The 26,306-nt window shown below is 70.7% G+C and carries 24 protein-coding genes, 1 tRNA gene and 1 pseudogene; 10 read left to right on the top strand and 16 right to left on the bottom strand.

The features are described from left to right. Positions 1 to 49: 49 nt before the first annotated feature. Together EAO75_RS15435 and EAO75_RS15425 are read right to left on the bottom strand one after the other, a co-directional pair. The gene (locus EAO75_RS15435; protein WP_147995637.1) at positions 50 to 949 is read right to left on the bottom strand and encodes an MBL fold metallo-hydrolase; all 900 of its coding nucleotides are present in this window, start codon (positions 947 to 949) and stop codon (positions 50 to 52) included. A 223-nt stretch (positions 950 to 1,172) separates the two neighbouring features. Next, positions 1,173 to 1,249: transfer RNA gene (locus EAO75_RS15425), tRNA-Pro, on the bottom strand. A 176-nt stretch (positions 1,250 to 1,425) separates the two neighbouring features. On the opposite strand from EAO75_RS15425, the gene EAO75_RS15420 reads away from it, so the two are divergent. Next, positions 1,426 to 2,367 (top strand): alpha/beta hydrolase, encoded by a 942-nt coding sequence (locus EAO75_RS15420; RefSeq protein ID WP_147995636.1) that lies wholly within the window; start codon positions 1,426 to 1,428, stop codon positions 2,365 to 2,367. On the opposite strand, the gene EAO75_RS15415 is transcribed toward EAO75_RS15420, so the two are convergent. From EAO75_RS15415 to EAO75_RS15385, 7 genes are all read right to left on the bottom strand, one after another. After that, the gene (locus tag EAO75_RS15415; protein ID WP_147995635.1) at positions 2,360 to 2,656 is read right to left on the bottom strand and encodes a hypothetical protein; all 297 of its coding nucleotides are present in this window, start codon (positions 2,654 to 2,656) and stop codon (positions 2,360 to 2,362) included. The genes EAO75_RS15420 and EAO75_RS15415 overlap by 8 nt on opposite strands. A 223-nt stretch (positions 2,657 to 2,879) precedes the next feature. Next, a complete protein-coding gene (locus tag EAO75_RS15410) occupies positions 2,880 to 4,208 on the bottom strand; it encodes an MFS transporter (protein ID WP_147995634.1) in 1,329 nt (442 codons plus the stop codon). Positions 4,209 to 4,355: 147 nt separating this feature from the next. Continuing rightward, a complete protein-coding gene (locus tag EAO75_RS15405) occupies positions 4,356 to 5,306 on the bottom strand; it encodes a catechol 2,3-dioxygenase (protein WP_147995633.1) in 951 nt (316 codons plus the stop codon). Beyond that, positions 5,303 to 6,388 carry a 4-oxalomesaconate tautomerase gene (locus EAO75_RS15400; RefSeq protein ID WP_147996015.1) on the bottom strand — a complete coding sequence of 362 codons (1,086 nt, stop codon included), beginning with the start codon at positions 6,386 to 6,388 and terminating at the stop codon, positions 5,303 to 5,305. Before EAO75_RS15400 ends, EAO75_RS15405 begins: the two co-directional genes overlap by 4 nt. 5 nt (positions 6,389 to 6,393) lie before the next feature. Further along, positions 6,394 to 7,098, bottom strand: a complete 705-nt coding sequence (locus EAO75_RS15395) for a 4-carboxy-4-hydroxy-2-oxoadipate aldolase/oxaloacetate decarboxylase (protein ID WP_147995632.1) — start codon at positions 7,096 to 7,098, stop codon at positions 6,394 to 6,396. Beyond that, a complete protein-coding gene (locus EAO75_RS15390) occupies positions 7,095 to 7,886 on the bottom strand; it encodes a PIG-L deacetylase family protein (protein ID WP_187284454.1) in 792 nt (263 codons plus the stop codon). The genes EAO75_RS15395 and EAO75_RS15390 overlap by 4 nt, the downstream gene beginning before the upstream one ends. A 101-nt stretch (positions 7,887 to 7,987) precedes the next feature. Further along, positions 7,988 to 8,638, bottom strand: a complete 651-nt coding sequence (locus EAO75_RS15385) for a GntR family transcriptional regulator (RefSeq protein ID WP_147995631.1) — start codon at positions 8,636 to 8,638, stop codon at positions 7,988 to 7,990. A 201-nt stretch (positions 8,639 to 8,839) separates the two neighbouring features. Between EAO75_RS15385 and EAO75_RS15380 the strand changes: the two genes are divergently transcribed. Beyond that, a complete protein-coding gene (locus EAO75_RS15380) occupies positions 8,840 to 9,184 on the top strand; it encodes a cupin domain-containing protein (protein ID WP_147995630.1) in 345 nt (114 codons plus the stop codon). Here EAO75_RS15380 and EAO75_RS15375 read toward each other — a convergent pair. The 3 genes from EAO75_RS15375 to EAO75_RS15365 form a co-directional block, all read right to left on the bottom strand. Then, positions 9,174 to 10,136 (bottom strand): M28 family metallopeptidase, encoded by a 963-nt coding sequence (locus tag EAO75_RS15375; protein WP_147995629.1) that lies wholly within the window; start codon positions 10,134 to 10,136, stop codon positions 9,174 to 9,176. The two genes, EAO75_RS15380 and EAO75_RS15375, sit on opposite strands and share 11 nt — an antisense overlap. A gap of 12 nt (positions 10,137 to 10,148) precedes the next feature. Beyond that, on the bottom strand, positions 10,149 to 12,920 hold the full coding sequence (locus EAO75_RS15370) for a hypothetical protein (RefSeq protein ID WP_147995628.1): 2,772 nt from the start codon (positions 12,918 to 12,920) through the stop codon (positions 10,149 to 10,151). A gap of 200 nt (positions 12,921 to 13,120) precedes the next feature. Continuing rightward, positions 13,121 to 14,128, bottom strand: coding sequence for a LacI family DNA-binding transcriptional regulator (locus tag EAO75_RS15365; protein ID WP_147996013.1), 1,008 nt, complete (start codon positions 14,126 to 14,128; stop codon positions 13,121 to 13,123). 133 nt (positions 14,129 to 14,261) lie between these two features. On the opposite strand from EAO75_RS15365, the gene EAO75_RS15360 reads away from it, so the two are divergent. From EAO75_RS15360 to EAO75_RS47340, 4 genes and pseudogenes are all read left to right on the top strand, one after another. Next, positions 14,262 to 15,422, top strand: a complete 1,161-nt coding sequence (locus EAO75_RS15360) for a Gfo/Idh/MocA family protein (protein ID WP_147995627.1) — start codon at positions 14,262 to 14,264, stop codon at positions 15,420 to 15,422. Further along, positions 15,419 to 16,411 carry a Gfo/Idh/MocA family oxidoreductase gene (locus EAO75_RS15355; RefSeq protein WP_147995626.1) on the top strand — a complete coding sequence of 331 codons (993 nt, stop codon included), beginning with the start codon at positions 15,419 to 15,421 and terminating at the stop codon, positions 16,409 to 16,411. The genes EAO75_RS15360 and EAO75_RS15355 overlap by 4 nt, the downstream gene beginning before the upstream one ends. Before the next feature lie 94 nt (positions 16,412 to 16,505). Continuing rightward, positions 16,506 to 16,766: pseudogene (locus tag EAO75_RS47345) on the top strand (Gfo/Idh/MocA family protein); the annotation flags it as partial. A gap of 160 nt (positions 16,767 to 16,926) precedes the next feature. Beyond that, a complete protein-coding gene (locus tag EAO75_RS47340) occupies positions 16,927 to 17,508 on the top strand; it encodes a hypothetical protein (protein WP_261989335.1) in 582 nt (193 codons plus the stop codon). Positions 17,509 to 17,605: 97 nt separating this feature from the next. Here EAO75_RS47340 and EAO75_RS15345 read toward each other — a convergent pair whose 3' ends face one another. Then, positions 17,606 to 18,625: a LacI family DNA-binding transcriptional regulator gene (locus EAO75_RS15345; RefSeq protein ID WP_147995625.1), complete on the bottom strand. Its 1,020-nt coding sequence runs from the start codon at positions 18,623 to 18,625 to the stop codon at positions 17,606 to 17,608. Between the two features lie 107 nt (positions 18,626 to 18,732). Between EAO75_RS15345 and EAO75_RS15340 the strand changes: the two genes are divergently transcribed. From EAO75_RS15340 to EAO75_RS15325, 4 genes are all read left to right on the top strand, one after another. Beyond that, positions 18,733 to 19,899 (top strand): phytanoyl-CoA dioxygenase family protein, encoded by a 1,167-nt coding sequence (locus tag EAO75_RS15340; protein ID WP_147995624.1) that lies wholly within the window; start codon positions 18,733 to 18,735, stop codon positions 19,897 to 19,899. Between the two features lie 16 nt (positions 19,900 to 19,915). Beyond that, positions 19,916 to 20,692, top strand: coding sequence for an SDR family oxidoreductase (locus tag EAO75_RS15335; RefSeq protein ID WP_147995623.1), 777 nt, complete (start codon positions 19,916 to 19,918; stop codon positions 20,690 to 20,692). 122 nt (positions 20,693 to 20,814) lie between these two features. Next, positions 20,815 to 21,819, top strand: coding sequence for a Gfo/Idh/MocA family oxidoreductase (locus EAO75_RS15330; RefSeq protein WP_147995622.1), 1,005 nt, complete (start codon positions 20,815 to 20,817; stop codon positions 21,817 to 21,819). Further along, positions 21,816 to 22,835 carry a Gfo/Idh/MocA family protein gene (locus EAO75_RS15325; RefSeq protein WP_147995621.1) on the top strand — a complete coding sequence of 340 codons (1,020 nt, stop codon included), beginning with the start codon at positions 21,816 to 21,818 and terminating at the stop codon, positions 22,833 to 22,835. The genes EAO75_RS15330 and EAO75_RS15325 overlap by 4 nt, the downstream gene beginning before the upstream one ends. 441 nt (positions 22,836 to 23,276) lie before the next feature. Here EAO75_RS15325 and EAO75_RS15320 read toward each other — a convergent pair whose 3' ends face one another. From EAO75_RS15320 to EAO75_RS15310, 3 genes are all read right to left on the bottom strand, one after another. After that, positions 23,277 to 24,092: an AfsR/SARP family transcriptional regulator gene (locus tag EAO75_RS15320; protein WP_187284453.1), complete on the bottom strand. Its 816-nt coding sequence runs from the start codon at positions 24,090 to 24,092 to the stop codon at positions 23,277 to 23,279. 313 nt (positions 24,093 to 24,405) lie between these two features. Beyond that, positions 24,406 to 25,620, bottom strand: coding sequence for an alpha/beta hydrolase family protein (locus EAO75_RS15315; RefSeq protein WP_147995619.1), 1,215 nt, complete (start codon positions 25,618 to 25,620; stop codon positions 24,406 to 24,408). After that, positions 25,617 to 26,303 (bottom strand): TetR/AcrR family transcriptional regulator, encoded by a 687-nt coding sequence (locus EAO75_RS15310; protein WP_147995618.1) that lies wholly within the window; start codon positions 26,301 to 26,303, stop codon positions 25,617 to 25,619. The genes EAO75_RS15315 and EAO75_RS15310 overlap by 4 nt, the downstream gene beginning before the upstream one ends. Positions 26,304 to 26,306 lie beyond the last annotated feature (3 nt).

Here is a 26,306-nt window from a genome sequence, read left to right as displayed (position 1 = left end):
GATCCTCTGCTCGGGCAGATGGATGAACAGGGTTCCCGGCTGGTGCCTGCTAGAACCAGCCGCCCACCGAGGCGGCGACGGGGTCGGCCCCCGGCTCGCGCAGGGCGTAGATCGTCTTCGCGCCGATCCACAGGAGGGTCCTGCCGTAGGGGAGATCGGGGTGGCGGTCGACCATCGTGTGGAAGAACTCGGTCGCGGAGGAGCACTCCTCCAGTGCCGCCTCGGCGTCGTCGAGGTACTGGCGGGACTCGGCGATGACGCGGGGGGCGTCGTCGTCGAGGTCCTTGTTCTTGTGGCCGGCGACGATGTAGCGGGGCGCCAGGGCCTCGACGGTGCTGATGGCGCCGCGCCAGGCGTCCAGGCCGCCTCCGGCCGACTCGCCGATGTACATGTGGGCGCCGTTGTAGAGCGCGTCGCCGGCGACCACGAGGCCGAGGTCGGGGACGTGCAGGACGCTCGTCTGCTCGGTGTCGGTGTGGCCGACCTCGACGAGGTGCAGGTCATGCCCTTCGAGGGTGAGGGTGTTGTCGGGGACGGTGACGGCGGTGACCGGGGCGTCGGGGATCAGCCCGGGCCAGAGTTTGTCCCAGGCGAACGGCCGGGCTTCCACGTTGCCGTGCATGACGGCGATGGTGCCGGCGGTGGCCACGACAGGCGCATCGAACCGCTCGGCGAACTCGTTGTCGCCGAACCAGTGATCGCCGTGCCCGTGGGTGGCGATGATGGCGATGATGTTCTTCCCGCCGGCGGCCACCCATGCGGCGACCTCCTCGATCTGGCCCGCGGTGAACGGCGGGTCGATGAGGACGGCGTCCCGCTCGCCGTGGACGAGGGTGGTCGAGATCGGCTGGAAGGTGCGCTCTTCGCCGTTGGGCAGGGGTTCGGTGACGCTGATCGGCATGGGGTCGGAGACGTGTACGGCGTAGCCGAGGGACTGCGTAACAGGCACCCCGGTGAACGCCGCCTTCCTTCGGGGCGGGGCCGCCTCGGCCGGCGAGAGCGAGTCGGACTGTCTGCGCGAACGTCGAGCGGAAGCAGCCTCCTTCGCACGGTGAACCGTGACGAGACGGCAGCGACGCGCAGGTAACCTCTCCAGCTCCACCATGGCTCCGGACGCACGCAAGGCCGTCCTCTCACTCAGGAGAGAACGGCCTCCGACCTGCATTTCCGCATGGTCGGGACGACAGGATTTGAACCTGCGACCCCTTGACCCCCAGTCAAGTGCGCTACCAAGCTGCGCCACGTCCCGGTGCCTCTCACGCGGTGAACCGCGTGATCACGCAGGTCAACACTACCCCATTGATGCACCCACCCCGACGCGTCCTGCCTCTTGACCCATAATTGTCGCTACCTATAATTGCCTAAGTCAATAGAGTCTCGCGTGGGCAGGCCCACGGCGACCAGGCCGCGACCGATCGGAGCCGTATGTCTCTCCTGGCCCGGCCCCCGGTGGCCGCCCGTGTCGCCAAGGTGATGCAGCGCGTGACCGTGATGGCGGAACGCCGCGCCGCCGGGCGCGGGTCCGCCTCTTCCTGGCACTCCCGGTTTCCCGAATACCCGCGCAAGGTACGCGAGTTGACGATCCCCACGTCGATCGCGCCCGCCCGGGCCACGGTGTATCTGCCGCCGAACGACGAGGCCGCTGCGCCGGTGCACGTCAACTTCCACGGCGGCGGCTACGTCATGACGCTGACCGAGACCGACGACCCGCTGTGCCGGCTCATCGCCGTCGAGGCCGGGGCAGTCGTGATCAACGTGGACTACGCCGTCGCCCCACAGCATCCGTTCCCGGCGCCGCCCCGGCAGGCGTACGAGGTCGTGCGGTGGGTCGCGGAGCACGGCGCCGAGGAGGGCTGGGACGGCGAGCGGCTCACCGTGGGCGGGCAGAGCGCCGGCGGTGGGCTCGCGGCGGCCGTGGCCCGGCAGGCGCTCGAAGAAGGCGGGCCCTCGATCGCGCTCCAGGCGCTGCACTATCCCCCGCTCGACCTGGCGACGGACGCCCGGGACAAGCGCGCCGCCATCGCCAAGCCGATGCTGCGGCCCTGGATGGCCGACGTCTTCGACACCTCGTACGTCCCGGACGTGCGCCAGCGTGCGGACCGTCTCGTCTCCCCGGCGCACCCCTCGGACACCGCCGATCTGAAGGGCATCGCACCGGCGCTGCTGATCACCGCCGAGTACGACCTGCTGCGGGCCGAGGGCGAGCGGTACGCCGAGCGGCTGCGCGGAGCGGGAGCCCTGGTCGAGCACCATGATGTGGCCGGCGTCGATCACGGGTACGACGGCACCGACGACGCGAAGGCACGCGAGGTCTACACGCTCATCGCCCGGCACGTACGGGAGGCCACGGGCGGGCGCCTCACCTGAGGGCCCGGTCCGCGCCCGCGGTCGGCGCGGGGGCGTCCCACTCGTCCGGGCCCGCGCCGCCCACGTTCGCCGAGACCGGCGGGACGGGCACGCCCCTGTCGTCCGGAGGCACGGTCGGCTGCACCGCCGGGCCGGACATCGTGGTGCTTCTGGCCCCTCGGCTAGGGCTCCCCGACACCCCCGCGGCGAATCCCGCCGTCAGCAGGGCCACGGTCGCGACCACCCACCACGGCAGGCCGGCCTTGGCCATGTATCCGACGACGGCCACCACTGCGAGAAGTGCCACCACGTCCCCCGTCCCCCTTCAAGTTTCAACTCACTTGCCCCCGACGTCCCGAGAGCCGCCACGCGTCACAGCGGGCATATGACGCAACAATACGCGAGAGCGTCGTATAACCCAGTTCGGACCATCAGTACATATGACGGGCCAGTTGATATGACGGACGGCGCTCGCCGCGTATGCCGCGGCGAGCGGCGCCTCCGGCTCTCCCCCTGAGGTCGGCGCCCGTCGGTCAGTGCGCGCCGATCAGTTGCTGTTCGCTGCCGCTGGAGGCCGTCCGTTTCGAGCCCCGCAGCGCGGCGATCCCGATGAAGACCATGGACGACAGGCCCGCCAGGGCGAAGGCCGTGAAGCCCCAGTCGCCCTTGTTCGCGGCGAGCAACTGGCCGCCGAGCCACGGCCCGAAGACGGCACCGAAGCGGCCCATGCCCGAGGTCCAGCCGACGGCGGTGGCCCGGTTCTCGGGGCGGGAGCGGATCGAGACCGTCGCGTAGATCATGGTCTGCGCGCTGTTGAGGAACACCCCGGTCAGGAACACCACCGTAAAGGTGACCGCCAGTGGCATGTGGACGCTGAGCAGGAAGACTCCGACGGCGGTCAGCGCGAACCAGATCGCCGAGATCCGCGGCGCCCCGAACCGGTCGGAGGCACGTCCGGCGACCAGCATGCCGACGATGCCGCCGAGGTTGAACAGGACCACGAAGGTCAGCGCCGAGCCGAGGTCGTAGCCCTCGCTGCGCATCAGGGTGGGCAGCCAGGTGGCGACGCCGTAGACGAGCAGCAGTCCGCCGAAGGAGGCCAGCCAGTACAGGACGGTCTGGGTCCACTCGCCGCCCCGGAAGAGGCCTGCCAGGGCGTTCCACCGGTCGCCGGCGGCCTGCTTGTCGGCCGGGGCGGCGGGCAGTTCGACCTCGTAGCGGCCGGCGAGCTCACGCGCCTGGTCGGCGCGGCCCTTGGCGACCAGGAAGCTCAGCGACTCGGGCAGGAACCGGACGAGCACCGGCACGAAGAGCAGCGGGAGCACACAGAACCAGAACGCGGCCCGCCAGCCGAGGGGTTCGACGACCCACAGGGCGACGTAGGCGGAGAGTATGCCGCCCGCGTGATGGGCGGTCATCAGCATGCCGATGGTGAGGGCGCCACGGCCGCGCGGGGCGTAGTCGCAGACCATGCTGATCGCGGTCGGCAGCAGGCCGCCGAGCCCGATGCCGGCGAGGGTGCGGCCGAGGCCGAACACCGCAACGCTTCCCGCCATCGCGCACAGCCCGGAGGCCAGCGAGAAGAGTGCGACGCAGGCCACCATCAGCTTCCTGCGGCCGATCCGGTCGGCGACCGTGCCCGCGGTCAGGGCGCCGACCAGCATCCCGAAGGTGGCGTAACTGCCCAGGTCACCGGCCTGGTCGGGAGTGAGGCCGAGGGCCTTCTCGGCCAGCATGTGGGGCAGTACCGAGCCGTAGATGAACATGTCCAGGCCGTCGAAGAGGACGGCCAGCCAGCACAGGCCGACGGCGACCACGGCCAGTCTGCCGACGCGAGCGGTCGGGGAGGGGGAGGAGGACATCCTTGTTTTCCTCTCGTGCGTTGTGCGCCAGACGCTAAGCAGCCACCCCAAGACAGTCAACTATTTTGTCAACAATCTCAGCGACAATTCAGTGCCGCCAGTGAGTTCAGTGCCGCCGGTGAGTGACGTCTGACAGGGGGCCCAGCCTCAGGCGACCGGCGGTGTCCCGTGGGTGTGGAAGGACTCGATCGTCTTCAGGCCCCACGCCTGCCCCTTGGCCCGCTCGGCCTCGGTCCAGGTGACCAGCGGCCAGTCCGGGGCCAGCACCAGCCGGGTGAGCGGGTTGCACAGCTCGATGCGGTTGCCGCCGGGCTCGTAGACGTACAGGAAGAACGTCTGCTGGATGGCGTGCTTGTGCGGGCCCGTCTCGATGAACACGCCGGTGTCGATCGCGAGGTCGGCGGCGCGCAGGACGTCCTCGCGAGTGTCGGTCGCGAAGGCGATGTGGTGAAGCCGGCCGGTGGAGCCGGTCCAGTCCGAGGTGTAGACGACGTCGTACGACTTGTTCGTGTACGTCAGCCAACGCGCTGCGATGCGGCCGGAGTCGAGCCGGATCTGCTCCGTGGGCCGGGCGCCCAGCACCCGTTCCTGGAACTCGGCGTTGGCGAGCACGTCGGCGGCCAGGAAGTTGACGTGGTCCAGGCGCCGTACGCCGACGCCCCGGTTGGGCTTGGCCTGGGGCTGGTTCTTCAGGGCCGGCCGCAGTTCCTCTGGCGCCCGGTAGTACTCGCTCTCCCAGTACAGGGCGTGTTCGTGCCCGTCGGGGTCGGTGGTGAGGTACAGCCTGCCGAGGCCGGGCTCGTCCTCGACCCACTTGCCGCTGCCGCCCGCCGCCTCGACGGCCTCGATACGGCGGTGCAGTGCCTCCTCGCCGGAGGTGCGCAGGGCGAGGCGGCCGAGACCGGGCTGTTCGCGGGCGGTGAGGACCAGGCTGTGGTGCTCGTAGTCGTCGTAGGTCCGCAGGTAGACGGTGTCGCCCTGCTGTCCGTTGACGGTGAGTCCCAGATAGTCGGTGAAGAAGGCGACGCTGGCGTCCAGGTCCGGGGTGAAGAGCTGGGCGTGGCCGATGTGGGCGATGTCGCCGAGCGGCGGGGTCATCGGGGGCCTCCTTGGGGTGGTGCGGCAGGCCTGGGGAAGACGGTGCCGTCGAAGATCTTGCGTGCCGTGCGCACCACGGCGGTGCGGCGGGCGGTGGGCAGACCTTGGGGCGTGGTGCCGAGGGTGCTTTCGATGTCCAGGAATCCGGTGGGGTGTTCGATGCGGACACGGTCGCTGTCGGGGGGCAGTTCGGCGAGCTCCGCGCCCACGCCGCCGTCGATCCGCAGCCCGGCGGCCACGCTCGCGGCGCCGAACACACCGATCGAGGTGTGACAGCGCACCGGTATGAAGGTGCGGGTGCTGACCGCGCCGCCCTCGCGGGGCGGGGCGAGCAGAGTGAGCTTGGGGACGGTCGTGTCGGACACGTCGCCGAGCCCCATCAGGCGCCCCGCCGCCAGGCGGATCCCCTGCAGGCGGTCGGCGAGCGCGACGTCCTCCTCCAGGTCCTTGGGTGTCTCGTACCCGGTGACCAACAGGTCGGTGGCGGCGATCAGCACGGTCGGCATGCCGTTGTCCACGCAGGTCACCCGGACCCCGTCGACGACGTCACGGACCTTGCCGGTGGGCAGCAACTCCCCGGCACCCGGCGGGAATTCGATCACGACGGGAGCGGCCGTGCCCGGCACGCCGGAGATCTCGGCGTCACCGGTGTAGTCGACCCGCCGGCCCGGCGTGCGGAAGGTGGCGGTGGCGAGGTCGCCCGAGTTGACCATGCGGATGCGAACGCGGGTGCGCTCCTCCCCCGCCGGGACCAGTCCGCGCTCGACGGCGAAGGGGCCGACGCCCGCGAGGATGTTCCCGCAGTTCTGACAGTCGGTCACTTCAGGTCTGTCGACGACGACTTGGAGGAACAGGTAGTCGACGTCGGCGTCCGGGTGGGACGAGGGCGACACCACGGCCACCTTGCTGGTGAGCGGATGGGCGCCGCCCAGGCCGTCGATCTGGCGTTCGTCGGGGCTGCCCATGATGCGCAGGAGCAGCTCGTCGCGGGTGCCCGGGTCGGCGGGGAGGTCGTCGGCCAGGAAGTAGGCGCCCTTGGAGGTGCCGCCGCGCATGAGCAGACAGCGGACCTGAGTGGGCACGGTGGTCACGACGACTCCCCCGCGTACTCCTCGTGGGTCTTGTATTGGACGCCGAGGTTCTTGAGGGTCTCCCGCAACCCGTAGCGGTCCAGGCCGAGTTGGCCGTCGAGGAAGGCGGCCCGGGTGGCGGCCTCCTTGGCCTCACGGGCCTCGGACTTCTCGGCCGTCTCCCGGGCGCGTTCGCGCGGGACGACCACGACTCCGTCGTCGTCGGCGAGGATCACGTCGCCGGGGCGGATCACCTGGCCGTCGATGGCGATCGGCACGTTGACCGACCCGCCGGTGGCCTTGACGGTGCCCTGCGAGGAGACCGCGCGGGACCAGGCGGCGAAGCCCATCTCCCGCAGCTCCTGGGTGTCACGGATGCCGGTGCTGAGGACGACGCCGCGCACGCCGCGCTGCTTCAGGGCGGTCGCGAACAGCTCGCCGAACAGGCCGTCGGTGCAGGGCGAGGTGGTGGTGACGACGAGGATGTCGCCCTCGCCGCACTGCTCGACGGCGGCATGGATCATGAGGTTGTCGCCGGGCCAGCTCAGCACGGTGACGGCCGTTCCGGCGACCCGTACGCCCTGCTGGACCGGGCGAATGTCCGTACCCAGCAGGCCCGTTCGCCCCATGGCCTCGCTCACCGTCGCCACTCCGAAGCCGGCCAGCGCGTCGACGTCCCTGAGCTCCGCCTTCGGCGGGTCGATGACGATCACGCCGCTCACGCCAGCTCCTTCGTGATCTGCGGGTAGGGGCGCATGTACGCCTCGGCCATCGTCTGGTGGGCCAGGCCCAGGTTGGGGCCCGCGTTGCGCTTGAGCTGGACGCCGCGGCGGACGGCGAGGTCGGTGTAGTAGTCCCACAGGTGCTGCTGGGCGCCGAGGCACTCCATGGCGGCCCGCTTCGTCTCCCACACCTCGGTGATGTCGAGCAGGACCTCGGGCCTGAAGCCGCTCATCTCGGGCTGGTGCGGCTCGAAGTAGAAGACGGGCGGTGCGCCGATGATGTCGCCGTCGCCGGGGTAGCCGACGGCCTGGGCGAGAATGCGGGCCTCGACGGCCATGCGGTTGGCTGCCGGGTGGTCGCCGTTGTACGGGTCCTCGGCCGGGTGGGTGAGGATGACGTCGGGCTGGGTCTCGCGGTGGACGGCGACGAGTCGGTCGGTCAGCTCGGGGGTCGGGATCAGCGGATAGTCGCCGGCGTCGAAGAAGCGGACCTCGGCTCCGAGGGTGGCGGCGGCACGCTCGGCCTCGTCGCGGCGTATCGCCTTGATCTCCTCCAGCTTCCTCCCCTCGCGCCAGGCCCTGGCGGACTCGCCGCGCTCACCGAAGGTCAGGCAGGCGACGGTGACCCGCTCGTGCCGGGAGGCGGCCAGGGCGATGGCTCCGCCGGCCCGCCACACGAAGTCGCCGGCGTGCGCGGTGATGACGAGGGTCGAGCGTGGCGGCGATGAGGCTCCCCCCTGCTCGGGCGAGGTCGGGGGCTGGGGGGAGGGCGCATCGGCGTGCGTCATGGCTGCTTCTCCTTGAGTGACAGGTGTGCGCCCGCCTCCGACGCAGCGTCACGCGGCCGACCGAGACATACGGCTACTTGCCTGGCCGTATGTCATGCGGCTCACTCGCGCAGCGCCTCGATCACGCTGGTGAGGTGGGCGCGGACGGCCGCCTCGGCCGCCTGCGGGTCCCTGGCCCGGATCGCCTCGATCATGGCCAGGTGCTCGTTCAGGGAGTGCTGCGGACGACCGGGCCTGAGCGCCAACTGGAAGCGGTGGCGCACCAGTTGTGCGTTGAGCCGCTCCAGCAGCTCCACGGCCGTCTGCTGGCCGGAGAACTCCCGGATCCTGGCGTGCAGTTCCTGGTTCAGCTCCGAGTAGGTCATCGGCTCGCCGTCGGTCACGGCCTTGGTCATGGCCGTACCCAGATCCGTCAGCTGCGTCAGCTGCTCGTCACTGGCGGCGACGGCCGCCTTGGCCGCGCAGAGCCCTTCCAGCACCATGCGGCACTCGGTGATGGCGACCGCTTCCTCCACGGTCACCACCCGCACCCGTGAGCCACGGTTGCGGATCCGCTCGACCAGTCCCTGAGCCTCCAGGTCGATGAGCGCCGCGCGGATGCTGGCCCGTGTCACACCGAACTGCTCGGCGAGTTCGTTCTCCACCAGCCGCTGGGCCGGTGCCATCTCGCCGTGCAGGATCGCCTGCCGCAGCTGCGCGAGCGCAAGCTGTTTGGCCTGCTCCCCGGTGCCCGGCCGGGCTTCGTTCGGCATGTGCCCTCCCTGAGTGAGTGCCTGTCGAACGTAAATCTAGCCAAACAGAATTGTCAACAATTTTGTCCGCCGTATTGGGCTCAGGTGATCGGGCGGCATGGATGGGGCGCCCATGGTCACGACGGAGTGTCCGCCCGCCCCCGCCGACACCCCACACTCTGTCGAGGCCGCTCCCCCGCTCACCCCGGCTAGGGTCGCCGCATGACGCACAGCTTCGTACTGCACATCCCCGACGCCGAACTCGAACCCGAGCCCCTCGCCCGGGAGCAGATCGTCTCCGGGACACCCGAGGTGACCGGCAAAGTCGTCTGGGAGTCGGAGGACGGGCGTCAGGTGCGGGGCATCTGGCAGATCACACCCGGCGTGGTCACCGACACCGAGGCGGACGAACTGTTCGTCGTGATCAGTGGGTCGGCCACGATCGAGGTCGAGGGCGGAGCGACACTGCGGGTCGGGCCCGGCGACATGGCCGTTCTGCGCGAGGGCGACCGCACGACGTGGACGGTGCACGAGACGCTGCGCAAGGCGTACGCGATCAATCTGTGAGCGCTGCGACGGCCACGGTCGCGAGGGTGATCCGTGTGATGTCGGCGAGGTAGTCGTAGTCGAGCGTCGCCGGAGTGTCGGACGTCCGGTGGTAGTGCGGGTTCCCCTCGCCCTCGTAGGCGCCGATGGTCACATCGCTGTGCGCCTCGAACGGCATGTAGTCGCTGGCGTAGATCGGACCGAGCATGACCGGCAGTGCGGTGTGGTCGGCGGCCGCCTGTGCCATGACCGCGCCGAGGGCCTGCGAGGCGGCGTCGTTACCCGGTACGGCGTTTCCCAGATCGCGCTCCACCGTCACGGAGCCGTCCGCCGGCGGTCTCCCCACCATGTCCAGGTTCAGCACTCGGTAGGCCTCGGTTCCCGTCGCGTGGAGCGCCGCGGCATACGCAGCGGATCCCCACAGTCCCTGTTCCTCGCCGGAGAACGCCACGAACTGCACCGTGGACGACAGCGCGACCGGGGCCAGTACCCGGGCGGCCTCCAGTATCGCGGCCACCCCGCTGGCGTTGTCGTCGGCGCCCGGGGCACGCGCCGTGGCGTTGTTCGCGTCCTCCATGCGGCTGTCGTAGTGGGCACACAGGATGATGACGGGCTTGTCGGCGGACGTACCGGGTTTGGTGCAGATCACGTTGTCGGCGCTGTGACCGCCGTTGGCCCAGCCGCGTCTGACCACGTCCGGGTACCCCGCCGCGGCCAGCCGGGTGACGATCTCCTCGGCGGCCGGACCGATCAGGGGCGAGAAAGTGTGCCGGGTGTGAAAGGCCGACAGCGCCTCGACCGTGCTCCGCAGGGAGTCGGCCGACACCGACTCGACGAGTGCGGCGGCGAGTTCGTCCGGCGGTGTACGCCTCTCCTCACGCTTCTTCGTCGCGACCCGGGTTGCCGGGCTGGGCGGGTGCCGCTTGTCGGGGTGAGTGAGGGGCTGGTCCTCGAGCGGGGTGTCGTAGGGCATCACGGGCCGCCTTCAGCCTGTGTTCAGGGCAGGTTGGCAGTATGCGCAGCCGTTGTATCCGCGGGCCAGCGCATCCTCCGCCCGCAGGAACGGCACCTTGCTGTCGGCGCCGAGCCTCGACCAGTACGGGCATGTGGAGACGTGCAGTTCACCGCTGTGCGGGTTGCCGAAGAAGAAGTCCTCCAGTTCCCTCACCGCGGTGATCTGGATCGTCAGACGCCCGGCGATGACACCGTCCTGATACTGCGTCGCCACGAAGGGATACAGGCGCAGGTGCTCGGCGTTGTGGGAGAAGTCGATGGTGATGTCGGCCGCCACCTGTTCGTTCGGGTCCAGTTGGAACCCCTCCACGACCGCCTTGTCGCCACCGTGCATTTCCAGGGTGCTGCGCACCGGACCGGACTCGGTCACCGCGATGTCGGTCAGCGCGGTATCCCGGGCGAGGCGGCTCAGCGTACGGATCGAGATCCGCGTGTCCTCGGGCAGCGCGGTCGCGTCCAGGTGCCAGGCACCCTGCGTGGTGGTCAGCGCGCCCCGCAGGTTGATCGTCATGTGCGTCTTGCCGCCCGGCGTGGCCATCTGCGGAGCGACGTTGCGCTGCCCCACGTTGTTGTCGAACCGGACGATCCGGTCGTGCTGCACCGGTCCGTTGAGCGTGGCGGTGATGGCGGGGTCGGGTGCCCCGTGCACGACGGCGACCAGACATTCGTGATCCACGATCTGCGGGGTCCAGACGAACGGTCCGACCCGCACCGCGCCGCCCGCAGGAACCGCCTCGTTGATCACGAGCGTGCCCAGGGACTGGAAGTGCGTCGGCCAGATCATGCCCGTGCCCGGGTCGCAGCGGAACGCCTCGACCTGGAACGCCCCGCTCGTGGCCGCTTGGGTCCCCCGGTTGTGCACACGGACGTAGAGATAGTTGGGCGTGTTGTTGATGGGCGGCTCGTGACCGAGTTCGGGGTTGTCGCCGGTGCTGATGTCGTTGTTGCGCACCCAGAGGTCGGGGGATGTCCAGTAGGGCAGGCCGCTCGGCTGCGCGCCGAGGTCGGTGGGGTTGTCCGCGATGTACAGGTCCACCGCCCGCGGCGCCCACAGCCCCTGGTTCACGAAGGCCTCGTCCATCACCTTGCTGTAGAGACCGCCGGTGAGCGCCGAGTCCGCCGTGATGCAGCCCTGGGCCATGCTCACCGCATGCGCGGCGCCGATGGAGGTGTCGTCCGGGGTGACGATCAGCATCTCGAGGAGCGTCCTGATCATCGCGTCGGCCGCCGCGATCCGCACACCGGGATCGGTCGAGTCGCCGCCCATGCCGAGGTAACACCGCCACAGCGCCGTGCCGAGCATCGAGTTGCGCAGGTCGCTGCCGTAGCCGCCGAAGCCCGCGTCGTCGAACCGCTGGAGAAGGTCCAGCCGGCGCACGGTGCTCCACTGGTCGGTGGTGTTGTTGTCGAAGGGGAACGTCTCGGTACGCCGGTGCCCGCCGGGGTTGAACCGGTCACGGAAGATCGCGGGGACGGCGTCGCAGACGCTGTGCTCGTACGACAACGATCCGCCGTGGCTGGCCTCGAGCCAGTCGAACACGCCATGGACGTACTCGTGGATGATGACTCCGAGATCGCCGGCGTCGGGCGCGCCGCCCTCCCCGAACCGGATCCGCGGAGGCGTCAGCGTTCCGTGCCATTCGCTCTGGTCGGCGTTGTCGTACGCCTGCGCGTCGACCTCGACCTTGACCATGTTGGCGTTGAGCGTCGTGTTTCCGAGGGTGCGCAGGTATCGCGCGAAGGTGTCGAGCCAGTAGTAGACGTTCGCGCTCAGGAAGGCGCGGTTCGCCGGGTAGCTGGCGTAGGAGAAGACCGGTGACGGCTCCACGGGCTGTGCGAACGCGGGCGGGTCCCAGTCGAGGCATCGGAACCAGTCCCCGTCGAGCCGGAACGTGCCCCCGCCGTCGGCGGGAGCGACCTCGGCCGTGACGTCGTGGCGGAAGGCGTTGAGAGTGGCCACGCTGGAACCACCGTGGATGGTGGGGTCGTTCGACTCGGTCACCGGATCGGGCATGAAGGCCTTGAGCGTGGCCGTCACATATTTTCCGGCGAGTGCGATCCAGAGCAGTTTTCCGGAGACGGCGTCCACGACGACACGGAAATGCTCGAATGGCCCGCCGGTCTCGACGAGCAGATCGCGTACGAGGTGCAGCGCGCCGTCAGGCACGCTCCCCTTGTTCAGCAACTRGATCGTGGCGGTGGGGTAGTTGCTGCCCGGCAAGGTGGGCCGGTCCGTGAACCGCACATAGGCGAGTTCGTCCTTGATGATTTCGGTGGTTTGGAAATCATCCCGGAACGGCGTCAGGGCAGCCTTGTCGAGTTCCTCCCGGGCGCGGGCGGCATCGGGGGCGGGAGCGTCCGAGACGTCGACCTCCGCGGAGTGATCGACCTGGATGACGGCGGCCTGTTTGACGTCGGCGACCGCCTGAATGGTGGCGCCCCTGATCGGGAGGTCGTTGTGGAACTGCTGGTAGCGCACCCTCAGCGTGGCCGCACCCTCGACCGAATCCACCTCGCGCAGGTCGACCTGGCCCGCTTTGAGCTCATCGGCGCGCGCCCTCATGAAGCCGTCGATGGCCTTGCGTGCGGTCGGCGCACGAGAAAGCGTCGCACCGGGATCCACGTACTTGCGCAACACCCCGTCGGAATCCTTGCGTTCACCGACCTGCGGGACCATCCGCAACGGTTTGTCGACCTCCGGGCCCGGCATGTTCCTCTGCTGGTCGCCATAACCCTGAACCATGATGGCCTCCTCCAACAGGAGTGGAGGGTAAGAAAGAACGCTCGATCGGAGCGGATGGATCCCCGGGCCCACACAGGAATGCTCAGAAAAAGTCTAACGCCGTGCGCAGAACCCTGCTACACGAAAAGTCCTTGAGAGCTGACAGGTTGAGGATTCGACGGTATTCATCAACCCCGCGACGGAAGCTTCCTGAGGTTGTTTCACTCACCATCACCGGGCGGGCCGGTCGTCCCCCGGATCTCCAGCGTCGGGGCCGCCAGATGGATCTCGCCCGCTCCCCGGATGCCCTCGAACCGGTCGAGCAGGCAGCGGGCCGCGCGGCGGCCCACCTCGTGGCTGGCGTTGTCGACGGTGGTGAGCCAGACGTGGCGCAGGCGGGCGATGCTCGTGTTGTCGTAGCCGACGACGGAGAGGTCGCGCGGGACCCGCAGCCCCGACTCCTCGGCCGCCGACAGCGCACCGATCGCGGCGATGTCGTTGACCGCGAAGACGGCCGTCGGCCGGTCCGTGCGGCTCAGCAGCCGGACCGTCGTGCGGTAGCCGCCCTCCTCGGTCATGTCGCTGGCCTCGACGACCGCCTCGTCCGCGAGGCCGTGCGCCCGCATCGTCGCCTCGAAGCTGCGCCGGCGCAGCTCGCCGACGGCCCCGTAGCCGGCGATGTGCGCGATGCGCCGGTGACCGAGGCCGATGAGGTGCTCGGTGACCAGGCGGGCGCCCCGCTCGTCGTCGTTGGCGACGATGTGGACGCCGGGCAGCGCCGGCTCACGCGCGCCCGCGACCACCACCGGGAGCCGCTCGGCCACCGTCCCGAGGGCGGCCGGGTCCGGCAGTGTGCCGACCACGATCAGGCCGTCGACCCGCAGGTCGAGGAAGGGGCCGGCGGGATCCTGGCCGGTGCGGCGGTTGAGGCGGGCGTCGGCCAGGAGCATGTGCAGGCCGTTGTCGTGGAGGAGGGAGTTGAGGCCCTCCAGCATGTCCACGAACCACGGGTTGCGCAGGTCGTTCAGGAGGACGCCGACGGTGCGGGTGCGCTGTTCGCTGAGGCTGCGCGCGGCGGCGTTGGGGCGGTAGCCGAGTTCACGGACGGCCCGCAGGACGGCTTCCCGCTTCTCCGGGCGCACCTGCTCCGAGCCGCGCAGCACGAGCGAGACCAGCGACTTGGAGACGCCGGCCCGGTCGGCCACGTCACGGATCGTCGGCGGTCTCATGGACATGGACCGTTCCATGAGCTGCGTCGTCTTGTCAAAGGGAGAGGAAGGCCGGGGAAAGGGTTGACACCGGTCACGGCGGAGTCCCAAGGTGGCCTGGACAGAAAATGGACCGGTCCAAAGAGGGGCTGCAATGGTGGACACGCTCGGCGTCGCCGTCGTCGGATTCGGCTGGATGGGGCGGGTGCACACCCAGTCGTACGCCCGTATCCCGCACCACTTCCCGCAACTGTCCCTGCGCCCGCAGCTCGTGACCGTCGCCGAGGAGGTGCCCGGCCGGGCCGAGGAGGCCGCCGCGCAGTTCGGGTTCGCCTCGACGACCCGGGACTGGCGTGACGTCGCCGCCGACCCGCGCGTCCAGGCCGTCAGCATCACCGCCCCGAACTTCCTGCACCGCGAGATCGGTGTGGCGATGGCCGAGGCCGGCAAGCACATCTGGATCGAGAAGCCGGTCGGCCTGACCGCCGAGGACGCCCGCGCGGTGGCCGACGCGGCGGCCAAGGCGGGCGTGCAGAGCGCCGTCGGCTTCAACTACCGCAACGCGCCCGCCGTCGAGGCCGCCCGCGAGCTGATCGCCTCCGGTGAGATCGGCACCGTCACACATGTCCGCGTCCGCCTCTTCAGCGACTACGCCGCCCACCCCCAGGGCGCCCTGACCTGGCGCTACGAGCGTGAGCGCGGCGGCAGCGGGGTACTCGGCGACCTCGCCTCGCACGGCGCCGACCTGGCCCGCTTCCTGCTCGGTGACATCGCCTCGCTGACCGCCGACACCGCGATCTTCGTACCCGAGCGGGCCCGCCCCACCGGCGCCACCGCCGGGCACACCCTCGCCACCGGCGAGCTCGGCCCGGTCGAGAACGAGGACTACGTCAGCTGCCTGCTGCGCTTCGCCTCCGGCGCCCGCGGGGTGCTGGAGGCCTGCCGGGTCTCGGTCGGCGAGCAGAACAACTACGGCTTCGAGGTGCACGGCACCAAGGGCGCGGTCTTCTGGGACTTCCGCCGCATGGGCGAGCTCGGCATCAGCCGGGGCACCACGTATCAGGACCAGCCGGTCAGCACGCTGTACGTGGGCCCCGCGCAGGGTGAGTACGGTGCGTTCCAGCCGGGCGCCGCGACGAGCATGGGCTACGACGACCTGAAGGTGATCGAGGCCTACCGCTTCCTGCGCTCGGTCGCCGAGGGCACCCCGCACGGCGCCACCCTCGCGGACGCCGTGCACAGCGCCACCGTGCTGGACGCCATGTCCCGCTCCGCCGAGAGCGGTTCCTGGGTGGACGTGGAGGTGCCGGCATGACGGTGCGGGTGGGTGTGATCGGCGCCGGGGTGATGGGCGCGGACCATGTGCGGCTGCTGCACGGTCACGTCTCGGACGCCGAGGTCGTGGCGGTGGCGGACGTCGACGGGGCACGGGCGAAGGCCGTGGCGGACGCCGTGCCGGGGGCGCGGGTCGGCACGGACGCGCTCGCGCTGATCGCGGATCCCGCGGTGGACGCCGTGGTCGTCGCCTCGCACGACTCGACACACGCCGAGCTGACCGTGGCCGCCGTGCGCGCCGGGAAGCCGGTGCTGTGCGAGAAGCCGCTCGCGCCGACCGTCGCCGAGTGCGTCGAGGTCGTGCGCGAGGACGACATGGCGGGCGGCGGGCTCGTCTCCGTCGGTTTCATGCGCCGCTTCGACCCGGCGCACGTCGCGCTGAAGGCGGCCCTCGGTGAGGGCGCCGAGGGCCGGGTGCGGGTGGTGCACTGCGTCAGCCGGGGCGTGACCTCGGCGCCGGGCGCGGTGAGCGAGTTCAGCGTCACCGGTTCGGCGATCCACGAGCTCGACACCGTGCCGTGGCTGCTGGAGTCGCCGGTCACGGCGGTCTCCTGGCACGCGCCCGAGGGCGAGTCCTCGCCCGGCCTGCGCGACCCCCAGGTGATGCTGCTGCACACCGCGGACGGCACGCTCACCACCGTCGAGACCTTCCTCAACGCCCGCTACGGCTACGAGGTCCGCTGCGAGGTCGTCCTTGAGCGCGGCGCGCTGCAACTGGCCGACCCGGCGCCCGTCGTGCGCCACGCCGATCGGACGCGGTCCACCGGTTACCCGGCGGACTGGCGGCCCCGGTTCGCCGACGCCTACCGGCTGGAGCTGAAGGCGTGGATCGATGCGGTCGTCGCCGGGCGGCCCTCCCCGCTGGCCTCCGCCCGGGAGGGCCTGACCGCCTCCGCGGTCGCCGAGGCGGTGATCGCCTCGATGCGGGACGGCGGCCGGACCGTCCCCGTCACCGCCTCGGCCCCATGACTCCCGGGAGCGCCGCCGTGTCCGCACTCCGCTGCCCGCGCACCCCGGACCCGAGGTCCGCTCCCGCGCTCAACTGGGGCGTCCTCGGCACCGGTTGGATCGCCGAACGTTCACCGACGCGGTCCGGCGGCACACCCGCCGGCGCTTCGTCGCCGTCGCCTCGCGCGACGCCGCCCGCTCCGCGAAGTTCGCCGCCCGCCATGGCGTCACGCGCGCGTACGGCTCCTACGAGGAGCTGGTGGCCGACGACGAGGTCGACGTCGTCCATGTCGCCACCGGGCACACCGCCCATCTCGCCTGTGCCCGGCCGGCGTTGGAGGCCGGCAAGCACGTCCTCGTCGAGAAGCCGCTCGGGCTGAAGGCGGCGCAGGCCACCGAGATCGCCGAACTCGCCGCCGAGCGCGGCCTGTTCTGCGCGGAGGCACTGTGGACGTTTCTTCCTGCCGCGCTTCGACGTCGTACGCCAGGTACTCGACTCCGGGCTGCTGGGCGAGGTCCGTTCCGTCCTGGCCGGCATGGGCGAGTCCGTCGACCCGGCCGGCGGTCACCGCATCCTGCGGGCCGATCTCGCGGGCGGCCCGCTGCTCGATCTCGGTACGTATCCGGTGTCGCCGGCGACGTGGGTGCTGGGCCCTGCGGAGAGCGTCCAGGCTTCGGGCCGGGCTCATCCGGCGGGCGTCAACGGACAGATCGGCGCCGTGCTGAGCACCGGACGCGGTGAGCAGGCCGTCGTCCACACCACACTGTTCAGCGACACGCCGACCACGGCGGTCATCGCGGGCACCGAGGTGACGCTCCGGTTGCCCGGGCCCTTCTACCACCCCGGTGACGTGGTCTTCACTCCGGCGGGAGGCCGTACGCCACTGACGTACACCGAACCGCGCATCGCCCACGAGGGGCTGCACTTCGAGGCCGCCGAGGTGGCCCGGTGCATCAAGAACGGGCACTTGGAGACCCCCTGCGCCCCCTGGCCGACTCGATCGCCACCCTGCGGGTGCTGGACGAGATCCGGCATCGGTGCGGCATCGACTTCCCCGGCGAGTAGCGCCCCCCAAAGGGCGCGGGGCTGTGCTCGCGATGCGGCTCCGCCGCGATGAGGTCCCCCCTGCTCGAGCGAAGCCGAGAGCTCGGGGGGAGCGACCAGCCACAACGGACCCGCAGCCGCCGGACTGCCTAAGAGGGCATCCGGACTGCCTAAGAGGGCATGTTGTACGGCGTCACCACCTGGATCGCCGAAGGCCCCGTCGCTCCCGCCGGCGGCAGGGCCCCGTGGGCCCGCATCACGACGTGGCACGCCTCCCGCATGTCGTGGCGCAGGTCGTGATGCAGGACGGCGGACAGGCGGTGCTCGCGCAGCAGGCGGGTGTTGTCGTGGTCGAGGTCGTGCGCGACGAACACGGCGCATGCGCGGCCCGCGTCCTCGAAGGCCCGCAGCGTGGCGATGTTGCCGCCGCCGATCGAGTAGACGGCACGGATGTCCGGATCGCGTTCCAGCGCGGCCCGGACAAGGTCGTACTGCGTGGCGTCCAGGCCCTGCCCCTCGGCGATCTCGACGAGCGTGCGGTCGGGGTGGAGGGTTCGCATGGCGCTGCGGAAGCCCATCTCGCGCTCCTCCTCGTTGCGGAAGAAGCCGCTGCTGAGGCTGGTCAGCACATTGCCGGGACGCTCGCCCAGCCACTGGCCCATGAGGTAGGCGGCGGTGGCGCCCGCGGCCCGGTTGTCGATGCCGACGTAGGCGAGGCGCGCGGTGGAGGGCAGGTCGGTCACCAGGGTCACCACCGGGATGCCGGCCTCCGCGAGCCGGGCGACGGCCGCGGTGACCTCGGGGACGTCCGGTGCCTTGAGGATCACGCCCTGCGAGCCGCGCCGCGCGATGCGGTCCAGCGTCCGGGTCAGCTCGTCCACCGGCCCGGTCTCCCGGAAGTGGAAGCGGGAGCGCACGACCGCCGGGTGCAGGGACGGCAGCTCCGCCTCCAGGGCGGCGCGTACGGCGGTGGTGAACCGCTCGGGTGCCTGCACCACCACGTCGATCATGAAGGTACGGCCCAGCAGCCGCACCTGGGTGCGCTGCCGGTCCAGGTCGGCTATCGCCTGCTGGACCTCCCGCGCGGTGCTCTCGCGGACCCCTCCCCTGCCGTTGAGGACCCGGTCGACCGTCGCCTCGCTCAGGCCCGCCTGACGTGCGATCTCCCGGATCGGGAAGGGGTGGCCCACGCGACGGCTCCTTGAGGGGTTTTTGATGGTCGCCTGCTGGTTGTTCGAGGGGATTGTCATGACAAGAATGGCACCGCTGAGTCGCCCCTGTCACCGAGAGGACGCCGATGTCCTTCACGTCCGTACACCGCCGGTCCTGGCTGTCCGAGGCCGACTGCGATCTCGTGGAGTTCCGTGAGCTCGTGGAGCGGACCACCGACCTGGCGGACTATCCGTACGCCTCCGCCGTGGAGCGCAATGTCCTGGTCTACGACAGCGACCGCCTCCGCAGGGCCGAGGACGACCGTGCGGTGCGGGCCGAACTGGTCCGTGCCCTCGCCGACGGGCCGGGCATCGTGGTCCTCCAAGGCGCCTTCACGGACCCGGGGGTCGTCGACCGGCTCAGTGCCGTGTTCGACGCCCTGATCGCCGAGCAGCGCGCCTCGGGCGCGAACGCCGGGGACCACTTCGCCAGGCCCGGCGCCAACGACCGCGTCTGGAACGCGCTGGAAAAGGCGGCCCTCTACGACCCCGAGGCCTTCGCCGACTACTACGCCAACGACATCCTGGCCCTGATCTCGTCCGCGTGGCTCGGGCCCGGCTACCAGGTGACCTCGCAGGTCAACGTGGTCAACCCGGGCGGCGCGGCGCAGAGCGTGCACCGCGACTACCACCTGGGCTTCCTCTCCAACGAGGTCGCGGCGGCCTACCCCGCCCACGTCCACCGCCTCTCCCCCGTGCTCACCCTCCAGGGCGCCGTCGCGCACTGCGACATGCCGGTGGAGTCCGGGCCGACGATGTACCTGCCGTACTCGCAGACGTTCGAGCCGGGCTACCTCGCGTGGCGGCTGCCCGAGTTCCAGGAGTACTTCGAGGCCCACCACGTCCAACTGCCCCTCGCCAAGGGCGACGCGGCCTTCTTCAACCCGGCGCTGTTCCACGCGGCGGGCACCAACCGGTCGGCGGACATCCGGCGCATGGCGAACCTCCTCCAGGTGTCCTCCGCGTTCGGGCGGGCGATGGAGACGGTGGACCGCGAGGCCGTCGCGAACGCCGTGTTCCCCGTGCTGCTGAACCGCGCGAGCGAGGGCGCGGACGAGGCGTGGACGGCGAACGTGATCGCCGCGAGCGCCGAGGGCTACCCCTTCCCCACCAACCTCGACAGCGACCCGCCGGTCGACGGCCTCGCCCCGCCCTCGCAGGCGGACGTCGTACGCCGCGCACTGCGCGAGGCATGGACTCCCGAGGCTCTGCGGGACGAGCTACGGGCCGGCGCCGAGCGGCGCCAGAGCTGAAAGGACCCGGAAAGACATGGGACTTCTCGACGACAAGGTCGTCCTCGTCAACGGCGGCAGCCAGGGCGTCGGTGCCGCCATCGCGCGGGCTGCCGTGCGCGAGGGGGCGGTCGTGGCCGTCACCGGGCGCCGCCCGGAACCCGGTGAGGCCCTGGTGGCCGAGCTGGCCGCCGACGGGGGCAAGGCCATGTTCGTGCAGGCCGACCTGTCGGACGCCGAGCAAGCGAAGGCGTCCGTCGCCGAGGTCGTCGACGCGTACGGGCGGATCGACTGCCTGGTCAACTCGGCGGGGCTCACGTCCCGGGGCACGCTCCTTGACACCACCCCCGAGCTGTTCGACCAGCACATCGCGATCAACCTCAAGGCGCCGTTCTTCGCGATGCAGGCCGCCGTCACGGACATGGTCGCGCGCAAGGCACCCGGCACGATCGTCAACATCATCACGTCCTCGGCGCACGGCGGGCAGCCCTTCCTCGCGCCGTACGTCTCCGCCAAGGCCGGCCTCATCGGGCTGACCCGCAACGCCGCGCACGCCCACCGCTGGGACCGGGTCCGGATCAACGGCCTGAACATCGGCTGGACGGCGACGGAGGGCGAGGACGCGACCCAGAAGGCCTTCCACGGTGCCGACGACGGCTGGCGCGAGTCGGCTGCCGCCGGGCTGCCGATGGGGAAGCTCGGGCAACCGGACGAGATCGCCGACTTCGTGGTCTTCCTGCTGTCGGAGCGGTCCGGGGTCGTGACGGGATCGGTGATCGACTGGGACCAGAACGTTCTGGGCGGCCTGGACTGATTCCGCCCGTCTGGGGGTCCCCCCTCTGGGGGAGATTGAGGACGAGCCCGAAGGGCGACCGGGGTCCGGGGCGGAGCCCCGGCAACGAACAGCAACCACACACCAGGAAAGCAGCGGAGCTCATGCGTATCGGAATCCTCGGCCTCGGCCGCATCGGCGCCTTCCACGCCGAGACCCTCTCCGGACTCGACGCGGTCGACTCCCTCGTCGTCACCGACCCGTTCGCGGGCGCCGCCAAGGCCGCCGCCGAGCGCTTCGGCGCCGAGGTCGTCGACTCGCCGGAGGCCCTGCTGGCGGCCGGCGTGGACGGCATCGTCGTCGCGGCGGCGACCGACGCCCACCCCGCGCTGATCCTGGCGGGAGTCGAGGCCGGCGTCCCCGTCTTCTGCGAGAAGCCCGTCGCCAAGACCATGGCCGAGGGCGTCGAGGTACTGAAGGCCGTCCAGGGCTCGGACGTGCCGATCCAGATCGGCTACAACCGTCGCTTCGACACCGGTTTCGCGGGCGCCCGCGCCGCTGTGCAGAGCGGCGAGCTCGGCAAGCTGCACACGGTGCGCTCGACCACGCTGGACCCGGCGCCGCCGCCCGCCGCGTACATCGCCGCCTCCGGCGGCATCTTCCGGGACTGCTCGGTGCACGACTTCGACATCATCCGCTGGGTGACCGGCCGCGAGGTGACCGAGGTGTACGCCGTCGGCGGCAACAGGGGCGCCGACTACATCAAGGAGGCGGGCGACGCCGACACCACCGGCGCCATCCTCACCCTGGACGACGGCACGATCGCGGTGGTCTCCAACTCCCGCCACAACGCCCGGGGTTACGACGTCCGCATGGAGATCCACGGCTTCACGGACTCCATCGCGGTCGGCCTGGAGGACAAGCTGCCGCTGCGTTCGGTCGAGCCCGGCGTGACCTTCCCTGCGGGCACCCCGCACGACTTCTTCATGGACCGGTTCACCGAGGCCTACCGCGCCGAACTCACCGCGTTCACCGAGGTCGTGGCGGGCACCCGGCCCTCGCCCTGCACGATCGAGGACGCCCTGGAGGCGGGCTGGATCGCCGACGCCTGCACACGGTCGCTGCACGAGCACCGTCCGGTGACGATCGAGGAGGTACGGCAGGGATGAACGACTCGGGCGGGGAACCGCTGCGCATCGGAGTACTGGGCGCGGCACGCATCACCGAGCTCTCCCTCGTCGGTCCGGCCCGCACGACCGGCCACCGCCTCGTGGCGGTGGCTGCGCGCGACCGGTCCCGTGCCGAGGCGTTCGCCGACGAGCACGATGTGGAGCGGGTGGTGGACTCCTACGCCGACCTGCTCGCCGACCCCGAGGTCGAGGTCGTCTACAACCCGCTCGCCAACGGGCTGCACGGGCCGTGGAACCTCGCCGCGCTCGCGGCCGGCAAGCACGTCCTGTCGGAGAAGCCGTCGGCGAGCAACGCCCAGGAGGCGGCCGAGGTGCGGGAGGCGGTCGCCAAGTCCGGCAGCGTCTTCATGGAGGCCTTCCACTACCTCTTCCACCCGGTCACCCGGCGCCTGCACGAGATCCTGGCGAGCGGTGAACTCGGCGAGCTGCAACGGGTGGAGACGCTGGTCGCGATACCGGCACCCGGCGACAGCGACCCGCGCTGGTCGCTGCCGCTCGCGGGCGGCGCGGTGATGGACCTCGGCTGTTACAGCCTGCACGCGGTGCGGATGCTCGCCCCCTGGGCGGGCGGTGCGCCACGGCTGGTCTCGGCGCGCGGCGGGGAGCGGGCGGGCGCGCCGGGAGTCGACGAGTGGCTCGACGCCGACCTGGAGTTCCCGGGCGGCGCGACCGCCTCCGCACGCTGCCACATGGCGTACGGCGAGGTGGAGATGAGCTGCCGGGTCGTCGGCTCGCGGGGCGAGGCGCTGGCGCCGAACTTCGTGCTGCCGCACCTGGACGACCGGATCGTGGTGCGTGGGGCCGAGGGTGAGCGCACCGAGCGGCTCGGCACGCGCTCGTCGTACACCTACCAACTGGAGGCGTTCGCCGCGCACATACGCCGGGACGCGCCGCTCGCGCTCGACGCGGAGGACGCGCTGGCGACGATGGCGCTGATCGACGAGACCTATCGGGCGGCGGGGTTCGAGCCGCGGCCGCGCACGACAGTGGGTTGACGCCCGAACCGCGGAATCCCACGTGCCCGGACGGGCCGGCTTCCGAAGCATGCGCTCGGCAGCCGTCCCGTCCGCCGCCGTTTCCGGCAAGCCTGGCAGAGTGCGAGGAGGACGGCTGTCGGACCGTCCTGGCTCCTCCTCCCGAGCGCGGGAACGGTGCGGGGCTGGGAAGGTTGAGCGGGCGACGGCCCTCGGAACGCGGCGTCGGCCGGGACCACGGTCACGGCACCGTGGCCGGTGCCCGCTCACGCACGAACGAGCACGACAGCTCAGCTCTCCCGCTCATGCGGGATCGAACGCACGATATGGGCGAGCGGTTAAGGTGCCGCAAACGCCGGATAAAGCAGACGCGGTGCGGGGCCGGACATGGCGAGCACGTCATGGCCGGTCGGCGGTTCGGCCCGGCACCGCGGGACGTCGCCGACCGGACAGCCCTGACGGTCAGTGGACGGACGGGGTCATCCCGGAGGCCTGGAGCCGCTCGGGGTCGGCCCGCAGGATGGCCTCCTGGGCGAGCCGCAGTGCCGGCCCCGGTTCGACCCCGAGTTCCTCCTTGAGCACCCGGCGCGCGCGGCGGTACATCTGCAGCGCGTCTCCCTGGCGGCCCGCCCGGTACAGGGCGACCATCAGCTGACGGTAGAAGGGCTCCCGCAGGGGATGCTGCACGAGCAGGCCCTTCAGCTGCTCGCACACCTCATGATGCCGGTCGAGTGCCAGCGAGGAGTCGATGCTCAGCTCGGTGCAGTTCAGCCGCTTCTCCTCCTGCACGGCCGCGAACGATTCGATGTCCAGCGACCCCGGAATGCCCTCCAGAACAGGCCCTCGCCACAGGGACAGTGCCCTGTGCAGGAGGTCGGATGCGTGCTGGAAATCGGCCGCGAAGTACTGTTCCCGGCCTCGACTGTAGAGCGTTTCGAATTCATGAGAATCGGTCACCGCCCCGCTTACATTGAGAATGTACCCGGGCGGGGTCGTGACGATCGGGGAGGCTTGCTGATCGCCATTCAGCAATTTTCGCAGCTGTGAGACGTACACGCGCAGGCTCGTAGACGCGCAGCGCGGCGGCTCCCGCTCCCACAGTTCCGCCATCAGCTTTTCCCCCGGCACCGTCTCACCCGCCCTGACCAGCAGAAGGGCGAGGAGTTTGGCGAGCTTGGGCGGCTCGGGTGTGAGATCGGCGCCGCCGCGGGACACCCGCAGCCGCCCCAGTAGCGCATAGTGCAGAGTTTGGTCAGCCACTAAAGGGGACAGGGACACGACAACCCCCCGAATGCATGGAACGCATTCAACTAAATTTCGGATCCCCCGTCCGCCCCTGGTCTGGGGGCGACAAATGATAAGCGATTTCCTCGCTATGACGTGCAGCATATGCGAGCTTGTTCTTCGATACCAGTCTCGCTCGTTACACGGCCATTAAGGAGAATGAAATTCGGCGGTTCGTGGGAGGCAGCCGGAAAGAAATCGGCCGCCTCCCGCGAACCGCCGGGTGGCTCTGAGCCGAGCAGCCCGGCCCGCGGGGAGCGGGCCGGGCTGCTTCGGCCTGGATGTGCCGCGTACCGGCCGCCGCCGGTCAGGCCGCCGCGGGCCGGTCCGCCCCGAGAGTCTCCAGCAGCCATGAGAAGAGCCGGTCGTGGAACAGGCGCATGGCACCGGAGTGGCAGTGCGCCCCGCCGCCCTCGTCGGCCGTGAAGACGTGCAGCGTCTTGGGCGAGTTCAGGCCCGTGTACACCTTCTTCGCGTGCTCCAGCCCGGTGAAGAACAGGTCTTCCTCCGCGTCGAGGACGAGCACGGGACAGCGCACCTGGCCGATCACGTCGGACAGGGTGAACGCCGGTAACCGGCGCAGCAGTTGGGCCGGGGTGTCGGCGTCGAAGGTCCACAGCGCCTGCCGCAGCAGCCAGCGGGTGAAGGTCTGCTGCGCGGCGATTCCCCACATCACCGGGTTGGCGAAGTCGTCGTGGCCCTGCTCGACCCACTCCAGCACGAACGGCGGCAGCGCCACGACATCGCCCAGCTGCCAGACCGCGTCGTGGGCGACAACGCCGGCCAGCCGGTGCTCGAACGCGGCGGCCCGCACGGCGAGCAGGCCGCCCAGGCTGGTCCCGACCAGCACCAGGCGGTCGGGGTCCACACCCGGCAGGGACAGCGCGTGGTCCACGACCGGCGTGACCACGTTCTCCCAGTCGGGCCTGAAGGCCAGCCCTTGATCGCGAAGGACCGAGCCCTGACCCGGCCCTTCGAAGCACAGACAGTCGTAGCCGTGGGCGATGGCCGCGGCCGCCACGAAGAAGTACCCCTCCTCGAGGGTGGAGTCGAGGCCTCCGTGGTGGATGACCATCGGCCGCGGCTCGTCGGAGTCATCCGCCCGGTACAGGTAGCCGGGCAGTGAGGTGTCCTCATAGGGGATGCGCACGAACTCCGGGGGCCGGTACATGAGTTCGGCGGCGTCGGCGAAGGTCTCCCGGGACAGCCGCATCAGCCGCTGGGCCTCCGTGCCCCGTGGGTCGTCGCGCTGGAAGAACTCGGCGGTCCGGTAGTAGTTGTGTGCCCGCAGCAGTGCGGCGCGCGCGTCGTCGCGGCGGCCCTCGCCCCGGGCGGCCGTGCCCAGCCGGTGGGCCCGTTCGGCGAGGGAGGCCCATTGGTTCCGCCAGGCTTCGGTGTCGCCGTTCGGGATGCGCGAGGCCAGCGCGACGACCTCGCCCAGCTGCGCACCGCCGTAATCGGCGTAGCCGGCGGTGCGCAGCGCCTGGTAGTCGAAGGCGGGGTCGTCGAAGAGGAATTTCATGGCTGCGGCTCCTGTGATGGTGGGGAGTGCTCCGGTGCTGTGCCGGGTCCCGCTCCGGCACAGGTCGTGCGGGTTCCGTTCAGGAACGTGTCGACGATCGACTCGGCGAACGCACTGGATTCCACAGCGCGTTGACGCAGGATCAGACGGGCGGCCATCGGTCCGGTCAGGATCTCGACCGCATCCTCCAGATCGAGGTCGGCGCGCAGCTCACCGCTGTCGACGCCGTCGCGCAGCGTCGCCAGCAGGGCCTCGTGCCGGGCGGCGGTGACGGTCTGCTCGAATCGCTCGACCAGGTGCGGGCGGCGCACCGCCTCACCGAGCAGGCTTCCGATCAGCCGGTGCAGCGGGGTGTCCTGGCCACGGTGGCGCAGCTGGTCCACGAGGGTCACCAGTTTGTCCCGCAGGCTGAGCCCGGTCAGCGGCGGCACGGGAAGGTCAAGGGTGCTCAGCGCGGCGAGCACCAGTTCCTCCTTGTTGCGCCAGCGGCGGTAGATGGTGGCGCGGGCCACCCCGGCTCGCTGCGCGACCAGGTCCATGGACAGGTCGCCGAAGCTGCACCCTTCGCTGAGCAGGGCGAGGGTGCCGTTCAGGATCGCCCGGTCGGCGGCGGGATCGCGCTGGCGGCCGCCCCGGGCCGTGCGTCCCGGGGCGGCTGCCGATCGGTCGAGGTGTGGCGGCATACG

The sequence above is a fragment of the Streptomyces sp. UW30 genome (assembly GCF_008042075.1).
GTDB lineage: Bacteria > Actinomycetota > Actinomycetes > Streptomycetales > Streptomycetaceae > Streptomyces.
Note: the sequence above shows the minus strand (reverse complement) of the source record. Positions and strands in the feature narration are given on the sequence as shown.

Bases quoted from the DNA above. Each gene is read 5' to 3' on its own strand.
- EAO75_RS15340 (WP_147995624.1), top strand. From the start codon at position 18,733: ATGTCCTTCACGTCCGTACACCGCCGGTCCTGGCTGTCCGAGGCCGAC.
- EAO75_RS15330 (WP_147995622.1), top strand. From the start codon at position 20,815: ATGCGTATCGGAATCCTCGGCCTCGGCCGCATCGGCGCCTTCCACGCC.
- EAO75_RS15390 (WP_187284454.1), bottom strand. From the start codon at position 7,886: ATGACGCACGCCGATGCGCCCTCCCCCCAGCCCCCGACCTCGCCCGAG.
- EAO75_RS47340 (WP_261989335.1), top strand. From the start codon at position 16,927: ATGGGCGAGTCCGTCGACCCGGCCGGCGGTCACCGCATCCTGCGGGCC.
- EAO75_RS15315 (WP_147995619.1), bottom strand. From the start codon at position 25,620: ATGAAATTCCTCTTCGACGACCCCGCCTTCGACTACCAGGCGCTGCGC.
- EAO75_RS15410 (WP_147995634.1), bottom strand. From the start codon at position 4,208: ATGTCCTCCTCCCCCTCCCCGACCGCTCGCGTCGGCAGACTGGCCGTG.
- EAO75_RS15355 (WP_147995626.1), top strand. From the start codon at position 15,419: ATGACGGTGCGGGTGGGTGTGATCGGCGCCGGGGTGATGGGCGCGGAC.
- EAO75_RS15325 (WP_147995621.1), top strand. From the start codon at position 21,816: ATGAACGACTCGGGCGGGGAACCGCTGCGCATCGGAGTACTGGGCGCG.
- EAO75_RS15375 (WP_147995629.1), bottom strand. From the start codon at position 10,136: ATGCCCTACGACACCCCGCTCGAGGACCAGCCCCTCACTCACCCCGAC.
- EAO75_RS15385 (WP_147995631.1), bottom strand. From the start codon at position 8,638: ATGCCGAACGAAGCCCGGCCGGGCACCGGGGAGCAGGCCAAACAGCTT.
- EAO75_RS15335 (WP_147995623.1), top strand. From the start codon at position 19,916: ATGGGACTTCTCGACGACAAGGTCGTCCTCGTCAACGGCGGCAGCCAG.
- EAO75_RS15365 (WP_147996013.1), bottom strand. From the start codon at position 14,128: ATGAGACCGCCGACGATCCGTGACGTGGCCGACCGGGCCGGCGTCTCC.
- EAO75_RS15360 (WP_147995627.1), top strand. From the start codon at position 14,262: ATGGTGGACACGCTCGGCGTCGCCGTCGTCGGATTCGGCTGGATGGGG.
- EAO75_RS15310 (WP_147995618.1), bottom strand. From the start codon at position 26,303: ATGCCGCCACACCTCGACCGATCGGCAGCCGCCCCGGGACGCACGGCC.
- EAO75_RS15405 (WP_147995633.1), bottom strand. From the start codon at position 5,306: ATGACCCCGCCGCTCGGCGACATCGCCCACATCGGCCACGCCCAGCTC.
- EAO75_RS15420 (WP_147995636.1), top strand. From the start codon at position 1,426: ATGTCTCTCCTGGCCCGGCCCCCGGTGGCCGCCCGTGTCGCCAAGGTG.
- EAO75_RS15380 (WP_147995630.1), top strand. From the start codon at position 8,840: ATGACGCACAGCTTCGTACTGCACATCCCCGACGCCGAACTCGAACCC.